Origin of the sequence: Paludibacter propionicigenes WB4 (assembly GCF_000183135.1) — a bacterium.
Taxonomy (GTDB): domain Bacteria; phylum Bacteroidota; class Bacteroidia; order Bacteroidales; family Paludibacteraceae; genus Paludibacter; species Paludibacter propionicigenes.
This window is the reverse complement of sequence record NC_014734.1, coordinates 2,144,847-2,163,746: the sequence shown is the minus strand read 5'-3', so window position 1 is coordinate 2,163,746 and position 18,900 is coordinate 2,144,847. Positions and strand designations below refer to the sequence as shown.

Sequence of the window (18,900 nt, the reverse complement as noted above, 5' to 3'; positions counted from 1 at the left end):
TTTTTAGTTTAAATAAAGAAAATGGCTATATAATATATCCCAACCACAATAAATATGACAGAAACAACCCGCCTGAACCACAATTCAAAGGTTTTAATTTGATTGTACAATTTACCTACATTTCCGACGGCGTAAGCTAAGAGCCACGCAAAAACAATGACAGGTAAACCGGTGGCAATGGCAAATAAAACAGGAAGATACAGACCGCTTGCACTGGCTACGGTCATCGGAATTAGCATCGCAAAATAAAGCACTCCGCTATATGGACAAAAAGCCAGAGCGAAAACCATTCCCAATAACAAAGTGCTCCAATAACTTCCTTTGCCTTTCTCTCCAATTTTATCGGTCAGAGCCGAGAATCCGGGGAATTTGATTTTAATCACATCGAGCATAAACAACCCTATGAGAATGAGTGCAGGACCTAATAGTTTTTCACCCCAACCCTGAAAAATCATGGAAATATGCATTTTGCTTGCACCAAAGAAAATGATTAGTGCCAGAACGGTATAACTAATGGTCCGGCCGAGTGTGTAAACTAAGCCATTGATAAAAACACGACGGTGGTTTTCGATGTCCCGACTGATAAAGCCAATAGCTGAAATGTTTGTTGCCAAAGGGCAAGGACTAATGGCTGTCATCAGTCCTAGCAGAATGGCTGTAACAAATGAGTATTGTGAATTCTCTAATATGCTTTGCAAAAATTCCATGATTTCAATTTGACAATATGCAAGTTACAACAATGGGTCGATGGTCTTTTTTAGCTCGGCTTTTAGTTTGTTCGGGGTGCTTTTGGCATACATAAATCCCTGTTCGGTAAGATCAATACGTTTGCCGCCACTAATGACTAAAAGTGCCTGACCTTCAGCTTTACATTTCTTTGCTAATGCTTCAGATTTTTTTTCGTCGAGGTTCACGGCAGTAAAAGTAATCAGCCCCTTTTTAGCTTGAGCAGGGTAAAGTGCCGCAATGGCCGATTTTGTTTCGGTTTCTACAGCCTGACAAGTTACGCAACGGCGGGTAAAATGGAAGTAATACACTTCGACTTTAGCTGCTTTGGAAACTGTTGTCTGCGTTTTCTTGTCGGCAGCAAGAGTATTTACGGATAAAAATGATATTGCTAAAAGTAGTACTGACAATAAAATTAACTTTTTCATATTGTTGAATTATTATTTGATGAGTAATTGTTTTAATTCGTAGTTGGAAGGTACTCGACCTTTTACCACAACTTTACCATCAATTACCAAAGCCGGTGTGGTCATAACGTTAAATTTCATTATTTCAACAATGTCTTCAACTTTAGTGATTGTGGCATCGATATTGTTTTGAGCTATTACTTCGCGAGTGGCTTTTTCAAGTGATTTACACTTTTGGCAGCCTGTACCTAAAACCTGAATGTGCATAAAGATAAAATTTTGACTACAGCAGATAAATGGCTGTATTATTGATTACTAATAATTATTTGAATTGATAATATTATAAAATAGCAATTGCAAACTACCCCTTTAGGAGTTAGAGTTGCAACAACTTGTTTTTTCTTTCTTATTTGCGAAAAAGGTTTCAAAATAGATTCTTGCTTTTTCCCAGTTTTCCTTGTTGATACAGTATTTCACTTTGGGAGTTTCTATTTCTCCCTGTATGAGTCCAGCGTCTTTTAGTTCTTTTAAGTGTTGAGACACCGTAGCTTTTGCGATAGGCAATTCTTTATGTATTTCGCCAAAATAACAACTATCCATAGATGCTAGGAAAAGTAGGATCGTAATACGTGATGGATGTCCCATGGCTTTAGCAAATCTTGCAAGTTGTTCGTTTGTAGAAGAGTAGTCTTTTTCTGGCATGTTTTATCGGATTGGATTTGAAAACTGTTGTTTGTTGTTCGCAAAACTACGAATATTAATTTCATTGACAAAAAAATACAGCCTCAAATTTTCAAAAATGTTTCTGTTTAGAGTTAAACACCGTGTAATCCTATTTTTTTATTGAAAAATTAGGCGAGAATTTTCTTTTGTTTAAAATAATGATTACATTTGCTAAATTATTCTCAAAAGCAAATTTTAAATTCGAACTATATGAAATTCATTGTTTCAAGCACCGACCTATTGAGCCATTTACAAGCCATCAGCCGTGTAATAAACAACAAGAACTCACTACCAATATTAGATAACTTTTTGTTCCACCTGGAGGGCAAAACATTGACCATGACGGCTTCCGATATTGAAACTACATTGATTACGTCGATGGAAGTGGAAAGTGCAGATGGAAATGGAAAAGTTGCAGTAGCATCTCGTTTATTGCTTGATACCCTTCGCGAATTCTCCGAGCAACCTCTTACTTTTTCGATAAACGATTCCAATTTAGCCATGGTTATTACCTCTGCCAATGGATCGTATAATTTTATCGGTCAGAATGGTGACGAATATCCACGTTTACCACAGTTGCAGGATGATGCTCAGTCGCTAACATTGCCGGTGTCTACGCTTTCCGCTGGAATTTCAAAAACACTGTTCTGTACGGCAGATGATGAATTACGTCCGGTGATGAATGGTGTGTTTTTTGATATTGTGGCTGATAGCCTAACGTTGGTAGCTACCGATGCACATAAACTGGTACGTTATAAAACGTCTCATACTTCGGCATCAGTAGAAGGTGAAGAAACTGTCAACTTTATCTTGCCGAAAAAACCGGCAAATATGCTTAAGAATATCCTGCCAAGAGAGAGTGGAGAGGTTGAAATTCGTTTCGATAACAAAAACGCTCATTTCAAGCTGGCTAATTATACCATGATTTGTCGTCAGGTTGAAGGACGTTATCCAAATTATAATGGCGTAATACCGAAATCAAATCCGTTTAAGATTATTATTGATCGTGTAACATTGCTAAATGCATTGAAGCGCGTTTCGGTTTTTGCTAATCAGGCAAGCAATCTGGTGAAACTGGCTTTTGGTCAGAATCAAATTCATATTTCGGCTCAGGATATTGACTTTTCTATTTCTGCAGAAGAAACCATTACCTGTCAGTTCGATGCCGATCCGATTAAAATTGGATTTAAATCTTCATTTTTGATTGAAATTCTTGGAAACATCAATGCAACTGACATCATTTTTGAATTATCGGATGCATCGCGTGCAGGATTGATACTTCCGTTTGAGAACGAAGCTAATGAAGAGATTCTAATGTTGTTAATGCCTATGCTGCTTAACGATTAAAGTCCGGTACATATTAAGTATAAGGTCTAAAGGTCGAAAATCTTTAGACCTTAATTTTTTAAAACAATTGAAATCAAATATATAACAAGCGGAAGTGCGTAAGAGTCTGCACTTCCACCCATTGCCAACTAAAGAAATGAAACTCCAACTAAAAAATCCTATAGTCTTTTTTGATCTGGAAACCACCGGAACTAACATTGTAACGGACCGTATTGTAGAAATAGCATACCATAAGGTTTCGCCTAACGGGCGTGAAGAGACAAAGTCGATACGTATAAATCCGGAAATGCACATTCCTGAATCTTCTTCGGCTATTCATGGTATTTATGATGCTGATGTTGCCGATTGTCCTACATTTAAGGCTGTTGCAAAGGAGATTGTACGTGACATTGAAGGTTGTGACCTTGCGGGATATAACTCGAACAGATTTGATATTCCGCTGTTGGCAGAAGAGTTGCTACGTGCCGATATTGATATTGATTTGATGAAAAGAAAATTTGTAGATGTGCAGGTGGTGTTTCATAAAATGGAGCAACGTACGCTGGGTGCAGCTTATAAATTCTATTGCGATAAAGATTTGGTTGGGGCTCATGGAGCGGAAGCCGATACACTGGCTACGTACGAGGTACTTAAGGCGCAATTGGATCGCTATCCGGAACTTAAGAACGATGTTGATTTTCTGGCAAAATTCACCACGCAGAGTAACAATGTGGATTTTGCAGGAAGAATTGTTTATGATGACAAAGGCGAAGAGATAATCAATTTCGGAAAATACAAAGGCCAAAAGGTGGTTGATGTTTTGAAAAATGATATGGGTTATTATGGTTGGATGATGAACAGTGACTTCTCATTGCATACCAAAAAAGTGCTGACAAATATAAAGTTGCGAAACTTCAATAAGTGATAAAGTCTTATAAAGAGAGAATTTAGAGGCTTTGCGGGAATTAAATCAGAATGAAGTATTTAAGGGTTTCTGGCACAATGATTGTTATGCTATTAGTTGCTTCAATAAGAAATTTCGCGGCAATATGAAAACTGTAAAACTGATTTTGCTTTTCTTTGTACTCATACTTAAACTCCCGGCTTTCAGTCAGGATAATACAGTTGTGCTGCAAAGAACTCCGGAACAGGAGGCGGTGAAACAGACTGAGAAATTACAGAAGGAGCTGAACTTAAATGCCGAGCAGGCGAAACAGATTTATGAAATTAACCTGCGTTATGCGCGTGAACGTTTAATTTCCAGTAAACGTAGCGAAGGATTGGAGCGGGCGAAGAATAAAAATGCTGAAATTCAGCAGGTGCTTAGTGCTGATCAAAACGATAGGTTACAGAGTAAACGCTATGAGAGAACCTCGACTGATCGTCAGGCTATTTATAATAGTCAGCAGGTCAATCCGTCCGGATTCAGGTCAACCACCAACTTCAGAACTAATCAGGCTGAGTTAAACTCCAGAAATGCAAATCGTGCAGTCAACCCGAACTTTCAGAATGGTAATCCCACGAACAGACCTGTAAGAACGACGCTTCCATCTAGTACATTTAGAGCCACCCAGAATCAGGATAACCAAAATGCAGCAAGGATGTCAACCGGTAATCCGAATAGTTCTTCGGTGCGAAGATCTGATAATCAGGCCCGACAAACCGTGGCACCTAGCAGGTCGCAGTCGATGCCAGCTAATGAACCTCGAAGAGAAGCTACAACCAGAATACAGAACACTCCAACACAGACTGCGAGTCCTTCCAGACAAACGGAAAACCAACCGGCTACGAATAGGAGATAATTATGTCCAATCCATATTTCAGATTTAAACAGTTTACTGTCTTTCACGATAAATGCGCGATGAAGGTTGGCATAGATGGTTTTATGTTGGGCGTTTGGGCACCCATTGGCGAGGCTAAGAATATATTGGATGTTGGTACAGGTACCGGCTTGATAGCTTTAATGCTGGCGCAACGAAGTTCGGCAATGATTACTGCAATAGATATAGATCAGGATGCTGTGTTTCAGGCCAGAGAAAATACACTGAATTCTCCGTGGAAAGATAGAGTAGCAGTTCAAAGTTCTTCTTTGCAGGAGTTTACTGCAAATGAGTCTGCTACTTTTGATTTGATTGTTTCCAATCCACCTTACTTTGTGAATTCTCTGAAAAATCCGGATAAGAACAGAGCTACTGCCCGACATACCGACTCGCTTACACACGAGGAGCTGATAAATGGCTCTCTAAAGTTGTTGAGTGCCGGGGGGAGGCTTTGTATTATTCTACCGGTAAATGAAGGAATGCAATGTGTGGATTTTGCTCAAAGCAAAGGATTGTTTTGCTCTAAGCTGGTTAAGGTGTTTCCTAAGCCGGGAGTTGTGGCCAAGCGGTTGTTGCTCGAATTTGGTTTTACTAAAGTAGATACCGTGCTTTCTGAGCTTGTGATTGAAACTGAAGAGCGCCATCAATACTCGGATCAGTTTTCCCTGCTGGCAAAAGATTTTTACCTGAAACTATAGAGAATACATAAGAATAGCCTTTTTATTGCTAAGCAGCAATAAAAAGGCTATCCACGTTTGTATATAATATCCGACAGATTAAAGCAGAGCCTCAACTTTAGCTACTAAAGACGATTTTTGCGTTGCACCAACTTGTTTGTCTACCAATTGACCATCTTTGAAGAACAAAATAGTAGGGATATTACGAATGCCATATTCGTTAGGGGTGTCCACATTGTTGTCCACGTCCATTTTACCAATAACTACTTTTCCGTCGTATTCTTTAGCCAGTTCTTCTACAACAGGGCCAACCATGCGGCAAGGTCCGCACCACTCTGCCCAAAAGTCGATAACTACAGGTTTTCCACTGTTAATAAATTCTTTGATGTTTTCATCTGTAAATTCTAATGCCATAATATTTAAGTTTTAAAATGTTTCTTGTAAAGTATGTATTTAAACAGTTCCTGGTCGAAATTGTTTCTTATTCTAATAGAAATATGCTTATTGAGAAAATCTATGGATTAATTAATGAACCTGAAATTCAAGTATTTCTTCTTGCTGAGCGCGTTTCAGAGCATGATATACTTTGGTGTTTATCTGTATGCGATGATGACGCGAAAAGAGCATTACTTTATTCGGCGAAAGTTCATCTACCACCTGAATATACAAGTTTACATTCCCTTTGTTCTGCAAAGTTAATTCATTTAGTTCAATTGCGAAATCTTCGGTCAGTTGCTGAAGTCGGATTGTCAGGGTCAACGTATTGATTAATTTGTCTTTAATGTCCGAGAATATTTCTATTTTTTGAATCTTTAATTCCAGTTCTTTAGGAATGTCCGGATTTGTGTTTTCTTGTTTCTTAAATTTATAATCTGCCCCTCTCTCCTGAACTATAGCATTGATAAACAGATATAAATCTTTAATCATGTATTTGCCAAATTCAATATAATTTTTACCGAACAGGGCAAACTCAAATGCTCCGGCATAATCTTCCAGCGTGAAAATTCCATAGGGATTTCCTGCTTTCGATGTCCCGTGTCGGAAATTGGTAACCATTCCGCCTATTTTCAGTCCTTTACCCTGCAAGCTCGATAAATCTTTCAGGTCTACAGTGGTGGCATTGCATATATGATTAATCTCAAACTCATATTCATCCAACGGGTGAGCAGAGAGGTACATGCCAATCAGATCACGCTCTTTATTTAGTTTTTCAAGCGGCGACCACTCAGGGGCATACGGAATTTCAGGCTTGGTAATTTCAACCGAATCCAGTCCGCCAAACAATGAATTCTTTGTCATCGCCAGATCGGTCTGATATTTATTTCCGTAGCGAAGTATAGACTCGAGAACCTGCTCGCCTTTGCTGTTCTCTACAAAAAGCTGTTCGCGATGCACATCTGAAAAACTATCGAATGCACCCGATAATGCCAGACTTTCCATAGCTCTTTTGTTGCAGGCAGTCAGGTTCACGCGTTCAATAAGATTGAACATGCTGGTGTATTTTCCATTGGCATTTCTTTCATTTACAATGGCTTCTACGGCTCCTTCACCTACGCCTTTGATGGCTCCCAATCCAAACCGCACATTGCCATCGGCGTTTACTGTAAAGGTCAAATCACTTTCATTGACATCGGGACCCAGTACATTCATGCCCAGATTTTTGCATTCGTCCATGAATTTGCCGACCTCGGTAATATCATCCTTGTTGCGCGTTAAGTTGGCAGCCATAAATTCTGCCGGATAATGTGCTTTGAGGTATGCTGTCTGGTAAGCAATCCACGAGTAACAGGTGGCGTGCGATTTGTTGAAAGCATATTTCGCAAATTCAGCCCAGTCGGACCAGATTTGTTCCAATTTTGCTTTCGGTCCGAAACCGTTTTTCTCACATCCGTCCATGAATTTCACTTTCAGCGCCTCCATCTTGTCGATGAGTTTTTTGCCCATCGCCTTCCGAAGCTCATCCGACTGACCACGGGTAAACCCGGCCAAGTCGCGACTTAAAAGCATGACCTGTTCCTGATAAACCGTAATACCATAAGTATCTTTCAAACGGTTTTCCATGATAGGAAAAGGATATTCTATTTTTTCCCGACCGTGCTTTCTGTTGACAAACTGAGGAATGTATTGCATTGGACCCGGACGATACAAGGCATTCATCGCAATCAAATCTTCGAACTGGGTAGGTTGAAGGTTGATAAGGTGTTTTTGCATTCCGGCAGATTCAAACTGGAATGTCCCGACGGTTAATCCCTTGCTGAAAAGTTCGTATGTTTTACAATCGTCTATCGGAATACTGTCAATGTCAAGATCAATTCCTTTGGATTTTTTGATGTTGGACAGGGCTTCTTTTATAATGGACAAGGTTTTAAGTCCCAAAAAGTCCATTTTTATTAGCCCTATTTCTTCAATGACAGACCCCTCGTACTGTGTTACGAGCATTTCTTCATTGGTTTCCTTGTCCATTGCCGTACTTAGCGGTACTAAATTGGTCAGGTCGTCGGCACCAATAATGACACCGCAAGCATGCACTCCGGTTTGGCGCACAGTTCCTTCCAACATCTCTGCATACCGCAAAGTATTAGCCAGATTTAAGTCCGAAGAGTTGCGGGCAGTTTGCATCTCGGGCACATATTTCAGGCAGTTACTAATGGTAATTTTAGGAGCTTTACCATCGGCTCCTTCAGGAAATTTATCAGGGATAAGTTTTGTCAATCTGTCGGCTTCCGAGAGTGGTAGCCGCTGAACACGCGCCACATCTTTGATTGATGATTTGGTGGCCATTGTTCCATAGGTGATGATGTGAGCTACCCGCTCTTTTCCGTATTTTTCAGTCACCCAGCGCAAAACCTGTCCGCGTCCGTCATCATCAAAGTCAATATCAATATCGGGCATGGAGATACGATCCGGATTGAGGAAACGCTCAAACAGCAAGTCGTATTTAAGTGGATCGATGTCGGTAATTCGGAGGCAGTACGCCACTACTGAACCCGCAGCCGATCCACGACCCGGACCTACTGATACTTTCATGTCGCGGGCTGCTCGTATAAAGTCTTGTACAATAAGAAAGTAACCCGGGAAACCCATGGTTTTCATTACTTCCAGTTCAAAATCTATACGTTCTTTCTGGTCGGCAGTAAGCTCGCTGCCATAGCGGACGGCAGCACCTTCGTAAGCAAGTTTTGTCAGGTAATCAGCTTCCAGTTTTACGCGAACCGCTTTTTCATATCCTCCTAGTCTGTCAAAACCTTCTCCAAATTCCGAACGAAGCATCTCTTCGGAGAATTTAGCGCGGTATTGTTCTTCAGTGCCAAAGCTTTCGGGGATGGGAAATACCGGCATCATGGCATTGGAGTCAATATCGAAAAATTCAACTTTCTCGGCTATCTCCAACGTATTGTTAAGCGCTTCGGGTATATCGGCAAAGATTTGCCACATTTGCTCAGGCGACTTAAGCCATTCTTGTTTGGTATAGCGCATACGGTTCGGATCGTCCAGATCCTTGCCAGTGCTTAGGCATATCAGACGTTCATGAGCTTCGCCGTGTTCTTCTTCAACAAAGTGTACGTCGTTGGTAGCAACTATTTTAGTGTTGGTTTTACGCGCCAGTTTAATGAGCTCCTCGTTTTGGCGCATTTGTTTATCGAAAGTAGAATAATCCGCGTTTGGTTTGTCGGTTTTGTGTCGTTGAAGTTCGATATAGAAATCATCACCAAACACTTTTTTGTACCACATAACCGATTTCTCGGCTTCATCCATATTGCCGCTTTCTACTTTCTTGTGTATCTCACCTCCAAGGCATGCAGAAGATGCGATCAATCCTTCGCTGTATTTCTCTAATATATCATGGTCTATGCGTGGACGGTAATACATCCCTTCAATCCACGACATCGAAACAAGTTTACACAGATTTTGATAGCCTTTTTTGTTCTTTGCCAGTAGCACGAGATGATATCCGCTTCTGTCTTCGGTACCCTCTTTTGATAAGCGTCCGCGGCGGGCTACATAGGCCTCACAGCCAATGATCGGTTTAAAAATTTTGTGTTTGGCTTCTTCTATTTGTTCCAGAATAGAGGTTTTTTCTTCTTCCGTCAGGCCTTCCGCTTTTAGTTGCTTCTGTAGGTCGGCAATCTGCCCCTTTACCTTACCATTTTTTTTCTTGGCATAGTTGAAGAACTCCTTAACGCCAAACATATTTCCGTGGTCGGTCAGTGCCACGGCATGCATCCCACTTTTCGAAGCTTTATCTACAAGCCCTGAGATGGTAGACATCCCATCCAATACTGAATAGTGAGAGTGAACGTGAAGATGAACAAAGGAATTCATGTTAAGCGGTTGTTTATTGGTACATTACAATTCCACTTGTGGAATTGTTTTTTGGCTGCTAAAGATACTGTAATTTTTGAAAGCGAATAAAATTTTTACTATGAAGTTATCGACAATTTTCATAAAAGACATCAATGTATTCATTGAAATAATCATGAAAAACACAATAATTTCTTAAATATTTACACTGTAGCGCAGAAAAAAGTTACTTTTGTCGTTCAACAGATTTTATAAAAGGGTCTTCTAATTCTGGCCTTAAAAAGAACATATTTGAAGAAAAAGAGTTTTATAAAAATAAAAAAGGATTATGACGACAATTGTCCGTTGTGTAATATCTGAGAACAGCTTTTAAACCTAAGTCGTTTCGTATTGTCTGTATTATAACATTAAATATAAATTTCAAAAAAAATAAATTGATTCAGGAATGTTTAGAAAAATAGTTTTTGTATTGTTGTTGGTAGGAACAGTAGCGTTCGCACAAGAGAGACCGGGAGGAGGAAAGGAAAAAAATCCTGTATTGCACGAAGTGTCTAATAAGGATGTAGTTCAGAGCGTTTACCCTGATGCAGTAAAAGTAGAAAAAGTAAATGACTATTGGTATCGGATACTCAATGCCAAGAATAAAACCATAGGTTTTGCGATGTCGAGCATTTCGTTTTGCAAAGATGTGAAAGGATACAACGATTTGACTCCGGTGATGATTTTGGTGGATAAGAGCAAGGTTGTTAAGAAAGTAGCATTATTGTCAAATTGGGAGACTCCCAGATTTGTGAGTAAGCTTGAGCAAAATGGTTTTTTTGACTCGTGGGTTGGAAAAGATTTACAGTCGGCTAAAGCCGTTCAGGTAGATGCGCGTACAGGTGCTACTTATACGGCTAAAGCAGTTGCCAAGAACGTAGATTTTCTTCTGAATACTGCTGTTGCCAAGCTGCCGAAGAAATAAAACAGGTTTTGTCTGGAAATTAAAAAAGCAAGGTTTATCGCCTTGCTTTTTTTGTTTAATGATGTGGCTTGTTGTTATTGTTTTGAAGCTGTTTTGCGAGTAACATATCCGTAAATAAGTAATGCAATGACCGATATCAACCCTATACCTACAAAGACATACCAAATATAATGAGCATGTGATGTAGCGGCTACAAAGTCGGCTTTTGAGGCAAATTTGCGTGGGTCGGGGCAATATTTTTCAAGTAAAAAGCCAGATAATCCGAAAGCAAACAGGTAAGAGATAAACGAGTGTAGATGGCTGAATCCCAAATAAAGTCCTTCTTCTCCCTTTGGAGCCTGCATGGAAAAATACTCTAAATAACGGGGCGAAATAAAGCATTCGGCAATGGCTTGTAAGGCAATTCCCACAATCATCATAAATGCTACGGGGTGTAATCCAAGGATATATTCTGCCCCAATCTGGGTGCCAAAAGACATAGCAAGAGCCGAAAGCGGGATGATAAGCATGCCTATTGTCATGGATGTCAGAGCAGTTTGTTTTTTCATCAGTGAAGTAATGAAATTTACGCATACAAATATAATCAGGGGGTTGACATTGGCATACCAGCCGGGCGAGGCCTCGGCTCCAATCATGCGGATAACGTATTTAGGCATAGTGGCGTACATTTGACTTTGAATCATCCAAAATCCGCTGATAATAAGAATCAAGATGATAAGTCGTCCGTTTCCCAGCACTTTTAGTAAGCCTTTCCCCAGTTCAGCAAAGCTTTTCCCTTGTCCTTCAGTCTTTACTGATTTATACATGAAGAATACGGCTACAAATGCAAGCAATGTCATACCGGCAGAGAAAAAATTGAGATAAACAAGTCCCTGGTCTCCGAGGCTTTTGCGTAACGGATCAACCACTGTTTTGCCCATGAAAGCACCGATGTTTACCATCATGTAAAAAACGGCATAACCACGAGCACGCGTCTCGGTAGTGGTTTCGCGGGCAACAGTTCCGGAGATAACTGCTTTGATAAATGAACCTCCGATAACAATTAACGTCAGTACCGGAACGATTGTCCAACGGAGTGGACTGGTGTCTAGTCCATTAAAGGAGGTAGTCATTTCGTATTTCACCAATCCAGCGCTTTCCAGCAAGGTGGGAAGAAGTCCCAGGCCTCCATATCCGAGTGTCAACAATCCGAAAGCTATCATTATAGCTGATCGGAATCCTATTTTATCGGCATAAGCTCCTGCGAAGGTAGGTAGTAAATACAAGGTTGCTGAGAATACTCCGGAAATGAAACCTGCTTCTACATCGCTGAATCCCCATACATTTGACAGATAAAGCGTTATAACTATAAAGACGGCGTAATAAGCAAGTCTTTCTAATAATTCAACTGAGTTGGCAACCCAGAACGGGCGAGAAAATTTAGTCATGCAATTGCTGTTTTGTTGGTTTAATATTCGACAAATATACAAATAACCCATCGATACTTAAAGGGTTAATTTCCTAATTATGATTAAATCAGTGGTTTAATGAAATTGCGGAAGTGATTATATATAAAATGAGTGATTAAATCGTTTTGGGTAAGTCTTTGATAGTATTTATCCTATTCGAGGTGTAGTGAAGTTTTGTAAGATATTCGTTTATTTTGTCTTGATAATCAATCAAGTAATCGGGGTGAAGTTTTTTTGTAATTAAGTTGATAAGTCGCTTAAGCAACAATCCAACTTTGTAGTCGTAACCGGAGAAACGGGCTCCAAATACATTTATCGGGTGGCTGAATTGCTTTTCGAGTACATGGAGTACTAAATCGGCTTCCAGCTTTTTACTCTTGGTCTCGATTGTGAATTCGCCGATTCTTTTGGTACAAGCATTAAGCTTTTTGACGAGCTGATGTTGAATAGTTCTCCCTTTAAACTCCTTCTGAAAGAGTTGATCAATATCTTCCCGGGCTTCTTCAAACAAAGTTTGTTCTCCACCATCTTTATCCAGAAAATTGACCAACAGAAATTCATAATTGTAGCGTTTCCCAGCAAGTTTCAGCACCATTTCGGCTAATTCATTTTTAGAAAGTTGTGCAAGTTGTTCTTTGAGAATAGCTTTGTCGCGTGGCATGGGAGTTGGAGATTTATTTTGGCATACAAATATATGCAAATTTTGAGAATTTGTCCGTATCTTTGCGTCCCGTTTCAGGTTATTGGTTTGTAAGTTAATTGGTTGTTGTGAAAAACAAGCCGGAAAACCAATAAGCCGATTAAGCGATCAACAAGTTGATCATTCAACTATTCAACTAATCAACAGATTATCTACATGACTAATTTCAAACGTACCACCGTTACTTCTGCATTGCCTTATGCCAATGGTCCTGTTCATATCGGACATTTGGCGGGTGTATATGTTCCTGCCGATATTTATGTGCGCTATCTCCGCCTGAAAGGCGAAGAGGTACTTTTTGTCGGAGGCTCGGATGAGCACGGCGTACCCATTACCATTAAAGCTAAAAAAGAAGGTGTTACACCACAGGATATTGTGGATCGTTACCATGGAATTATCAAGAAATCATTTGAAGATTTTGGTATTTCGTTCGATATTTATTCGCGCACCACTTCTAAAACGCATAAAGAGCTTGCTTCTGAAATTTTTAAAACCATCAACGATAAAGATGGTTTTGTAATCCAAACCAGCGAACAGTATTATGACGAAACGGCTCAGCAGTTTCTGGCTGATCGATATATTACCGGAAAATGTCCGCATTGTGGCAACGAAAATGCGTATGGCGACCAATGTGAAGCCTGCGGAACCTCGTTGAATCCAACGGATTTGATTAACCCAAAATCGGCTATCAGCGGTTCTGCTCCTGTAATGCGAGAAACCAAACACTGGTACTTGCCGCTGGATCAGCACGAAGCATGGCTTCGCCAGTGGATTTTGGAAGACCATAAAGAATGGAAACCAAACGTGTACGGACAGTGTAAAAGCTGGCTCGATATGGGCTTGCAACCCCGTGCTGTAAGTCGCGACCTCGATTGGGGAATTCCTGTGCCTGTAGAAGGAGCCGAAGGTAAAGTGCTGTATGTGTGGTTCGATGCGCCGATTGGTTATATCTCTAATACAAAAGAACTTTTGCCGGATAGCTGGGAAAAATGGTGGAAAGACCCCGAAACCCGTTTGCTTCATTTTATTGGAAAAGATAATATTGTTTTCCACTGTATCGTTTTCCCGGCTATGTTGAAAGCCGAGGGTTCGTATATTTTGCCTGATAATGTTCCGGCTAACGAATTTTTGAACCTTGAGGGCGATAAAATTTCTACTTCGCGCAACTGGGCAGTTTGGTTGCATGAGTACTTGGAAGAATTTCCCGGGAAACAGGATGTGTTGCGCTATGTGCTCACTGCCAATGCTCCCGAAACCAAAGACAACGACTTTACCTGGAAAGATTTTCAGGCGCGTAATAACAACGAGTTGGTGGCTATTTTTGGCAATTTTATCAATCGTGCGTTGGTGCTGACTCAAAAATACTACGATGGCAAAGTGCCTGCTTTGGGGCAGTTGACCGATTATGACAAACAAACGCTCGACGAATTTGTAAATGTAAAAGCCGATGTAGAAAAGCTACTCAATAACTTCCGTTTCCGTGATGCGCAGAAAGAAGCTATGAATCTGGCACGTATCGGTAACAAATACTTGGCCGATACCGAGCCGTGGAAAGTTGCCAAAACAGATATGGACAGGGTATCCACCATTATGCATCTGAGTTTGCAGATTGCGGCTAATCTGGCCATTGCTTTTGAGCCGTTTTTGCCGTTTACGTCCGAAAAACTGCGAACGATGTTGAATCTTTCTACTTTTGACTGGAAAGAGCTGGGGCGTATTGATCTGCTGAAAGCCGGCGATCAGTTGGGAACTCCCGAACTGTTGTTTGAGAAAATTGAAGACGAAACAATTGCTGCTCAGGTACAAAAACTGTTCGATACCAAAAAGGCTAACGAGGCTGCGGCTTATAAACCCAATGATGTGAAAGAAAACGTGGCTTTTGATGACTTTATGAAGATGGACATCCGTGTAGCTACCGTGCTCGATTGCCAAAAAGTACCTAAAGCCGACAAGCTGCTTCAGTTTAAACTGGACGATGGCATGGGCGAACGCACTATTCTTTCGGGTATTGCCGCTTCATATCCAAACCCTGAAGAGTTGATTGGTACGCAGGTTTGCTTTATTGCCAACTTTGAACCCCGCAAACTCCGCGGTGTGATGAGCGAAGGTATGATACTCTCCGCTGAAAATGCTGATGGTAAGCTGGTACTTATCCGTCCGAGTGTCAAGGTTACGAATGGCGTGGAAGTAAAATAAGGAACAAAATATAACTTATAGAATCGTCCGATCGGTTGTTGAACCGGTTGGGCGTTTTTTCTATATGCTTCAATTAAACAATATGTAGTTTTAAAAAGAAAGTAAATAAATAAATATTGCGACAATATGATTGTTATTATTTGATATTAACGGATATTTGATTATATTTGTGCTGTAATTAATTATTCAATCAATAAACGTATATGTCTAAACAGAGTGTAGAAAATCTGCTTGCAAAGGGAGGCAGTGATAAGGAATTTAGAGTGAAGTATGATAATGTAATGTCGAAGGAGAAATTTGTTGAGTTGGCCATAGCTGATGGTTATGATTTCACTATTGAGGAGCTAACTCAAGTCATTCGTGAAAATGGCGACCAATTCGAAAATTACGGAAATCCACCCAAACGCAGTATTTGGGGGTAAGTTAAGGTCTATTAATGTCGACTGAACTATTTTTAGATTTGTGGCAGTAGCTCTTTACTGATTTAAAAGAAACTTTTAAGCAGTATTGCACGATTAAATTCGTTCAATGCTGCTTTTTATTTTGCTGATTTATAGCGTGATAAATTATTTTTTGAAATAAATTCTCAAAAAACATTGTTTTTTGTTTTGTAAATTAAAAAATTGTCCGTTATTTTGTGGCATAGAAACATAGGTCACTAAACTATTATGCCATGATCAACATTCAAAACGTATCATTTCATTACAAAAAGAAGTCGCCGCTGTTCAACGATTTTTCGTTGGAGGTAGAAAGCGGACGCATCGTTGGACTGCTCGGTAAAAACGGAGCAGGCAAATCGACCCTGCTGCATTTAATCTCGGGATTAATTCAGCCCAAAAGTGGAAAAATCAAAGTAAACGGGTTTGTACCGTTCGATCGCAATCCAAATTATTTGGCAGATATCTATATGGTTCCCGAAGAGTTTGCATTCCCTTCCATTGGTATTTCTACTTACGTGAAAGCATTCAGTCCGATGTATCCTAACTTCGATTATCACAAACTGTATGACATTTTTAATGAATTTGAATTGCAGCCTTCTTCTAACCTGAACAAACTTTCGCACGGGCAGCGCAAGAAATTCCTTATAGCGTTTGCTCTTTCCACCAATTGCAAAATGTTGGTATTTGACGAGCCTACAAACGGACTTGATATCCCATCCAAAAGCCAGTTTCGTAAAATTCTGGTGAGCTCGGTGACCGAAGAGCAATTGGTCATCATTTCCACCCATCAGGTGAAAGACATCGACACGGTGATTGACAAAGTGGTGGTAATTGAGAACGGTAAAATGATTTATCAGGAAAATATTGAAGAAATAACTCAGAAATTGTATTTCGATTTGGTTCCATCGCTCACCGGAGTAGAAAATGTGCTTTATAATGAGCAATGCCCACTGGGACAAAAAATTATAGTTCCTGCAACCACTGACAATGAGTCAAGCATCGATTTAGAACTTTTATTTAATGCGATTATCAACAAGAAAATCTAATTCCGGAAAAATATGAATTCAAATAAGTTTTTTAGTGTCAGCAGGTTTTACCTTCTTTTGAGGAATGACTTGTTAATCAATTATAAAAAATACCTGCTCACCATTGTGGGTGGGTTTATTCTGGGCTTTATTTTTATGCGAATGTACATGCCAAGTTATATCTATAGTAGTACAACCTATAAATTTGATGCTTCAAGGTATAGAGATCTTTTTTCAATGTGTCTTGTGGGACTTGGAGCATTTGTAGGTTCTGGTTTTTCAGAGCTAAGCTCAAAAATTAAAACAAGCAACTATTTGCTTATGCCGGCATCTACATTTGAAAAATTTCTTTGCCAGTTTGTTCTCAGAGTTTTAGCAGGAACAGTAATATTTTTAGCTATTTTTTGGATTGATGTGCACTTAGCACGTATAGCAGCACTTAGACATATAGAATACTCGAATGGACAATTGGCAGGACCTGAAAAATACAGCTTTATTGAAAAATTCCATTACTCCATGTTTTTGATTAAAAATAATTATCCAATCGTAAAAAACTGGAGGCTGTTTGAAGGAATTGGTATGATCCTGATAATCTTTTCATCGGGTATGTTTTTATTTTCAGTAAAGATATTCTTTCGGAAATTAGGGTTAATAAAAACCGGAATTGCACTTGTTGCCGCAATATTTTTGATAGTATTTTTAATGGTAGGCGTTTCTTACCTTTTCTATCCTGAAACAAAAGGTTTTAACGTGGCCAATATCGGCTATTTCTTATCCAATGGTTATATAAATGAGGAGATATTTCTTTATTCTATTGCTTATTTGGCACCTTTATTTTTACTTCCGCTGGGTTATTTTAAACTTAAAGAGAAACAACTATGAGTATAGATTTTAAATCGACCAAAGGTATTTTTCAGCAAATAGCTGATAACCTTTGTCACCAGATACTGGAAGGCAAGCTCAGTCCCGGCGAACGTGTACCTTCGGTGCGCGATCTGGCGGTGGAGTTTGAAGTAAACCGAAACACGCTCTTACGAACGTATGCCATACTGCAGGATGCAGGAGTGATTGATAACAAACGCGGGATTGGATTTTTTGTATCCGAGGATGCTCTGGATCGTATTCTGAAAACCGAAAGAGAAACCTTTTTCAAGAATGAATTGCCCGAATTTATTCAAAAAATTAAAGTGCTGAAACTTACAAATAATGATTTAACGGACTTACTAACAGCTATACAAGAAAATGAAAACAAGTAACATAATTATAACCGCTTTTGCTATCCTTATCGTAGGAGCAGTATTTTTTTTATTTGCCGACTCAAAAACACACAAGGAAGAAGAAAATAATAAGATTAGCTATAAAGAATATGTTTTACCAAGTTTTAAGGTAATTGTAGCAGAAGAAGCTTCGGATATTCATGTTGACCGTTCTGACAGCAATCTAATGAGGGTAGAATACGTGAAGGGAATAAAAACACCCAGAAAATTGTATGAGGTCACTCATGATACCTTGCACGCTTATTGCGGACTCAGAATGTTTATAAAATGTAAACAAATTTCTCAAATTGTTGGGAAAAAACACTTGTGGATAAATGTTAGTAATTTTGAACCGGACTCGTTAATGGTTAAAGTGACGCGAGGAAGATTTGTTTACAATAGTGATCAGGATAAAAGATATACAATTAATAAAAAATATTACAATATAAGCATCATTGCAAATGACAGTGCTCATGTTGATCTTGATAACTCCAAATTTGGAAATCTCACTATAAAATCAAACAACGCTTTTGTAAATAATTATTGCGAGACTAATCGCCTTAGTGCTGTGTTAACAAATTTCTCCAGATTTTATAGCAAGGATAAAAATGGATACATTGCCATTGAGAAAGATACAAATAGCAATGTTTTTATTGACGATAACAATTATGCTGCAAATAGATAAGATTTCGCCTCATTTAAGTATTGCTTAAATGAGGCGAAATTGTGTTTGCTTTATGCGAGGGTATTTGCTAGATGTGTTAATAAGTGTTTAGCCACTTTCTTGTAAGAGTGACAAGTATCAATGTAGAGAGTAGTTTTAGCAACTTCAGATTAACTGTTTTTGCAATATAAATAAAAGATTGTTAATAATGTATAACTAATTTATT

19 protein-coding genes are annotated in these 18,900 nt (G+C 39.3%); 11 read left to right on the top strand and 8 right to left on the bottom strand.

Going from position 1 to position 18,900, the window contains the following annotated elements:
• Positions 1-8: 8 nt before the first annotated feature.
• The 4 genes from PALPR_RS08990 to PALPR_RS08975 form a co-directional block, all read right to left on the bottom strand.
• On the bottom strand, positions 9-707 hold the full coding sequence (locus PALPR_RS08990; protein ID WP_013445307.1) for an aromatic aminobenezylarsenical efflux permease ArsG family transporter: 699 nt from the start codon (positions 705-707) through the stop codon (positions 9-11).
• Between the two features lie 24 nt (positions 708-731).
• Complete coding sequence (locus tag PALPR_RS08985) at positions 732-1,154, bottom strand: nitrophenyl compound nitroreductase subunit ArsF family protein (protein WP_013445306.1); 423 nt, start codon at positions 1,152-1,154, stop codon at positions 732-734.
• Between the two features lie 12 nt (positions 1,155-1,166).
• Complete coding sequence (locus tag PALPR_RS08980; protein ID WP_013445305.1) at positions 1,167-1,400, bottom strand: thioredoxin family protein; 234 nt, start codon at positions 1,398-1,400, stop codon at positions 1,167-1,169.
• Between the two features lie 102 nt (positions 1,401-1,502).
• On the bottom strand, positions 1,503-1,835 hold the full coding sequence (locus tag PALPR_RS08975; protein ID WP_013445304.1) for an ArsR/SmtB family transcription factor: 333 nt from the start codon (positions 1,833-1,835) through the stop codon (positions 1,503-1,505).
• A 231-nt stretch (positions 1,836-2,066) separates the two neighbouring features.
• Between PALPR_RS08975 and dnaN the strand changes: the two genes are divergently transcribed.
• The 4 genes from dnaN (at position 2,067) to PALPR_RS08955 (ending at position 5,700) form a co-directional block, all read left to right on the top strand.
• Positions 2,067-3,203 (top strand): DNA polymerase III subunit beta, encoded by a 1,137-nt coding sequence (gene dnaN, locus PALPR_RS08970; RefSeq protein WP_013445303.1) that lies wholly within the window; start codon positions 2,067-2,069, stop codon positions 3,201-3,203.
• 136 nt (positions 3,204-3,339) lie between these two features.
• The gene (locus PALPR_RS08965; protein WP_013445302.1) at positions 3,340-4,107 is read left to right on the top strand and encodes a 3'-5' exonuclease; all 768 of its coding nucleotides are present in this window, start codon (positions 3,340-3,342) and stop codon (positions 4,105-4,107) included.
• Positions 4,108-4,231: 124 nt separating this feature from the next.
• Positions 4,232-4,984, top strand: a complete 753-nt coding sequence (locus PALPR_RS08960; protein ID WP_013445301.1) for a hypothetical protein — start codon at positions 4,232-4,234, stop codon at positions 4,982-4,984.
• Between the two features lie 2 nt (positions 4,985-4,986).
• Positions 4,987-5,700, top strand: coding sequence for a tRNA1(Val) (adenine(37)-N6)-methyltransferase (locus PALPR_RS08955; protein WP_013445300.1), 714 nt, complete (start codon positions 4,987-4,989; stop codon positions 5,698-5,700).
• A 78-nt stretch (positions 5,701-5,778) separates the two neighbouring features.
• On the opposite strand, the gene trxA is transcribed toward PALPR_RS08955, so the two are convergent.
• Together trxA and dnaE are read right to left on the bottom strand one after the other, a co-directional pair.
• Positions 5,779-6,093: a thioredoxin gene (gene trxA, locus PALPR_RS08950; protein ID WP_013445299.1), complete on the bottom strand. Its 315-nt coding sequence runs from the start codon at positions 6,091-6,093 to the stop codon at positions 5,779-5,781.
• A 111-nt stretch (positions 6,094-6,204) separates the two neighbouring features.
• Complete coding sequence (gene dnaE, locus PALPR_RS08945) at positions 6,205-10,002, bottom strand: DNA polymerase III subunit alpha (protein WP_013445298.1); 3,798 nt, start codon at positions 10,000-10,002, stop codon at positions 6,205-6,207.
• 424 nt (positions 10,003-10,426) lie between these two features.
• On the opposite strand from dnaE, the gene PALPR_RS15400 reads away from it, so the two are divergent.
• Positions 10,427-10,945 carry an FMN-binding protein gene (locus PALPR_RS15400; protein ID WP_013445297.1) on the top strand — a complete coding sequence of 173 codons (519 nt, stop codon included), beginning with the start codon at positions 10,427-10,429 and terminating at the stop codon, positions 10,943-10,945.
• Positions 10,946-11,019: 74 nt separating this feature from the next.
• Here the strand turns inward: PALPR_RS15400 and PALPR_RS08935 are convergent, their stop codons facing one another.
• Positions 11,020-12,372: an MFS transporter gene (locus tag PALPR_RS08935; protein WP_041620351.1), complete on the bottom strand. Its 1,353-nt coding sequence runs from the start codon at positions 12,370-12,372 to the stop codon at positions 11,020-11,022.
• A gap of 136 nt (positions 12,373-12,508) precedes the next feature.
• On the bottom strand, positions 12,509-13,054 hold the full coding sequence (locus tag PALPR_RS08930) for a hypothetical protein (protein WP_013445295.1): 546 nt from the start codon (positions 13,052-13,054) through the stop codon (positions 12,509-12,511).
• Positions 13,055-13,249: 195 nt separating this feature from the next.
• On the opposite strand from PALPR_RS08930, the gene metG reads away from it, so the two are divergent.
• From metG to PALPR_RS08900, 6 genes are all read left to right on the top strand, one after another.
• Positions 13,250-15,289: a methionine--tRNA ligase gene (gene metG / locus PALPR_RS08925; protein ID WP_013445294.1), complete on the top strand. Its 2,040-nt coding sequence runs from the start codon at positions 13,250-13,252 to the stop codon at positions 15,287-15,289.
• Between the two features lie 203 nt (positions 15,290-15,492).
• A complete protein-coding gene (locus PALPR_RS08920; RefSeq protein WP_013445293.1) occupies positions 15,493-15,711 on the top strand; it encodes a Nif11-like leader peptide family natural product precursor in 219 nt (72 codons plus the stop codon).
• A gap of 251 nt (positions 15,712-15,962) precedes the next feature.
• Positions 15,963-16,775 (top strand): ABC transporter ATP-binding protein, encoded by an 813-nt coding sequence (locus tag PALPR_RS08915; RefSeq protein WP_013445292.1) that lies wholly within the window; start codon positions 15,963-15,965, stop codon positions 16,773-16,775.
• A 147-nt stretch (positions 16,776-16,922) separates the two neighbouring features.
• Complete coding sequence (locus PALPR_RS08910) at positions 16,923-17,636, top strand: hypothetical protein (RefSeq protein WP_148226452.1); 714 nt, start codon at positions 16,923-16,925, stop codon at positions 17,634-17,636.
• Entirely contained in the window at positions 17,633-18,010 is a 378-nt protein-coding gene (locus PALPR_RS08905) for a GntR family transcriptional regulator (protein WP_013445290.1), read from the top strand. The genes PALPR_RS08910 and PALPR_RS08905 overlap by 4 nt, the downstream gene beginning before the upstream one ends.
• Positions 17,997-18,695: a hypothetical protein gene (locus tag PALPR_RS08900; RefSeq protein WP_013445289.1), complete on the top strand. Its 699-nt coding sequence runs from the start codon at positions 17,997-17,999 to the stop codon at positions 18,693-18,695. Before PALPR_RS08905 ends, PALPR_RS08900 begins: the two co-directional genes overlap by 14 nt.
• Positions 18,696-18,900: the final 205 nt, after the last annotated feature.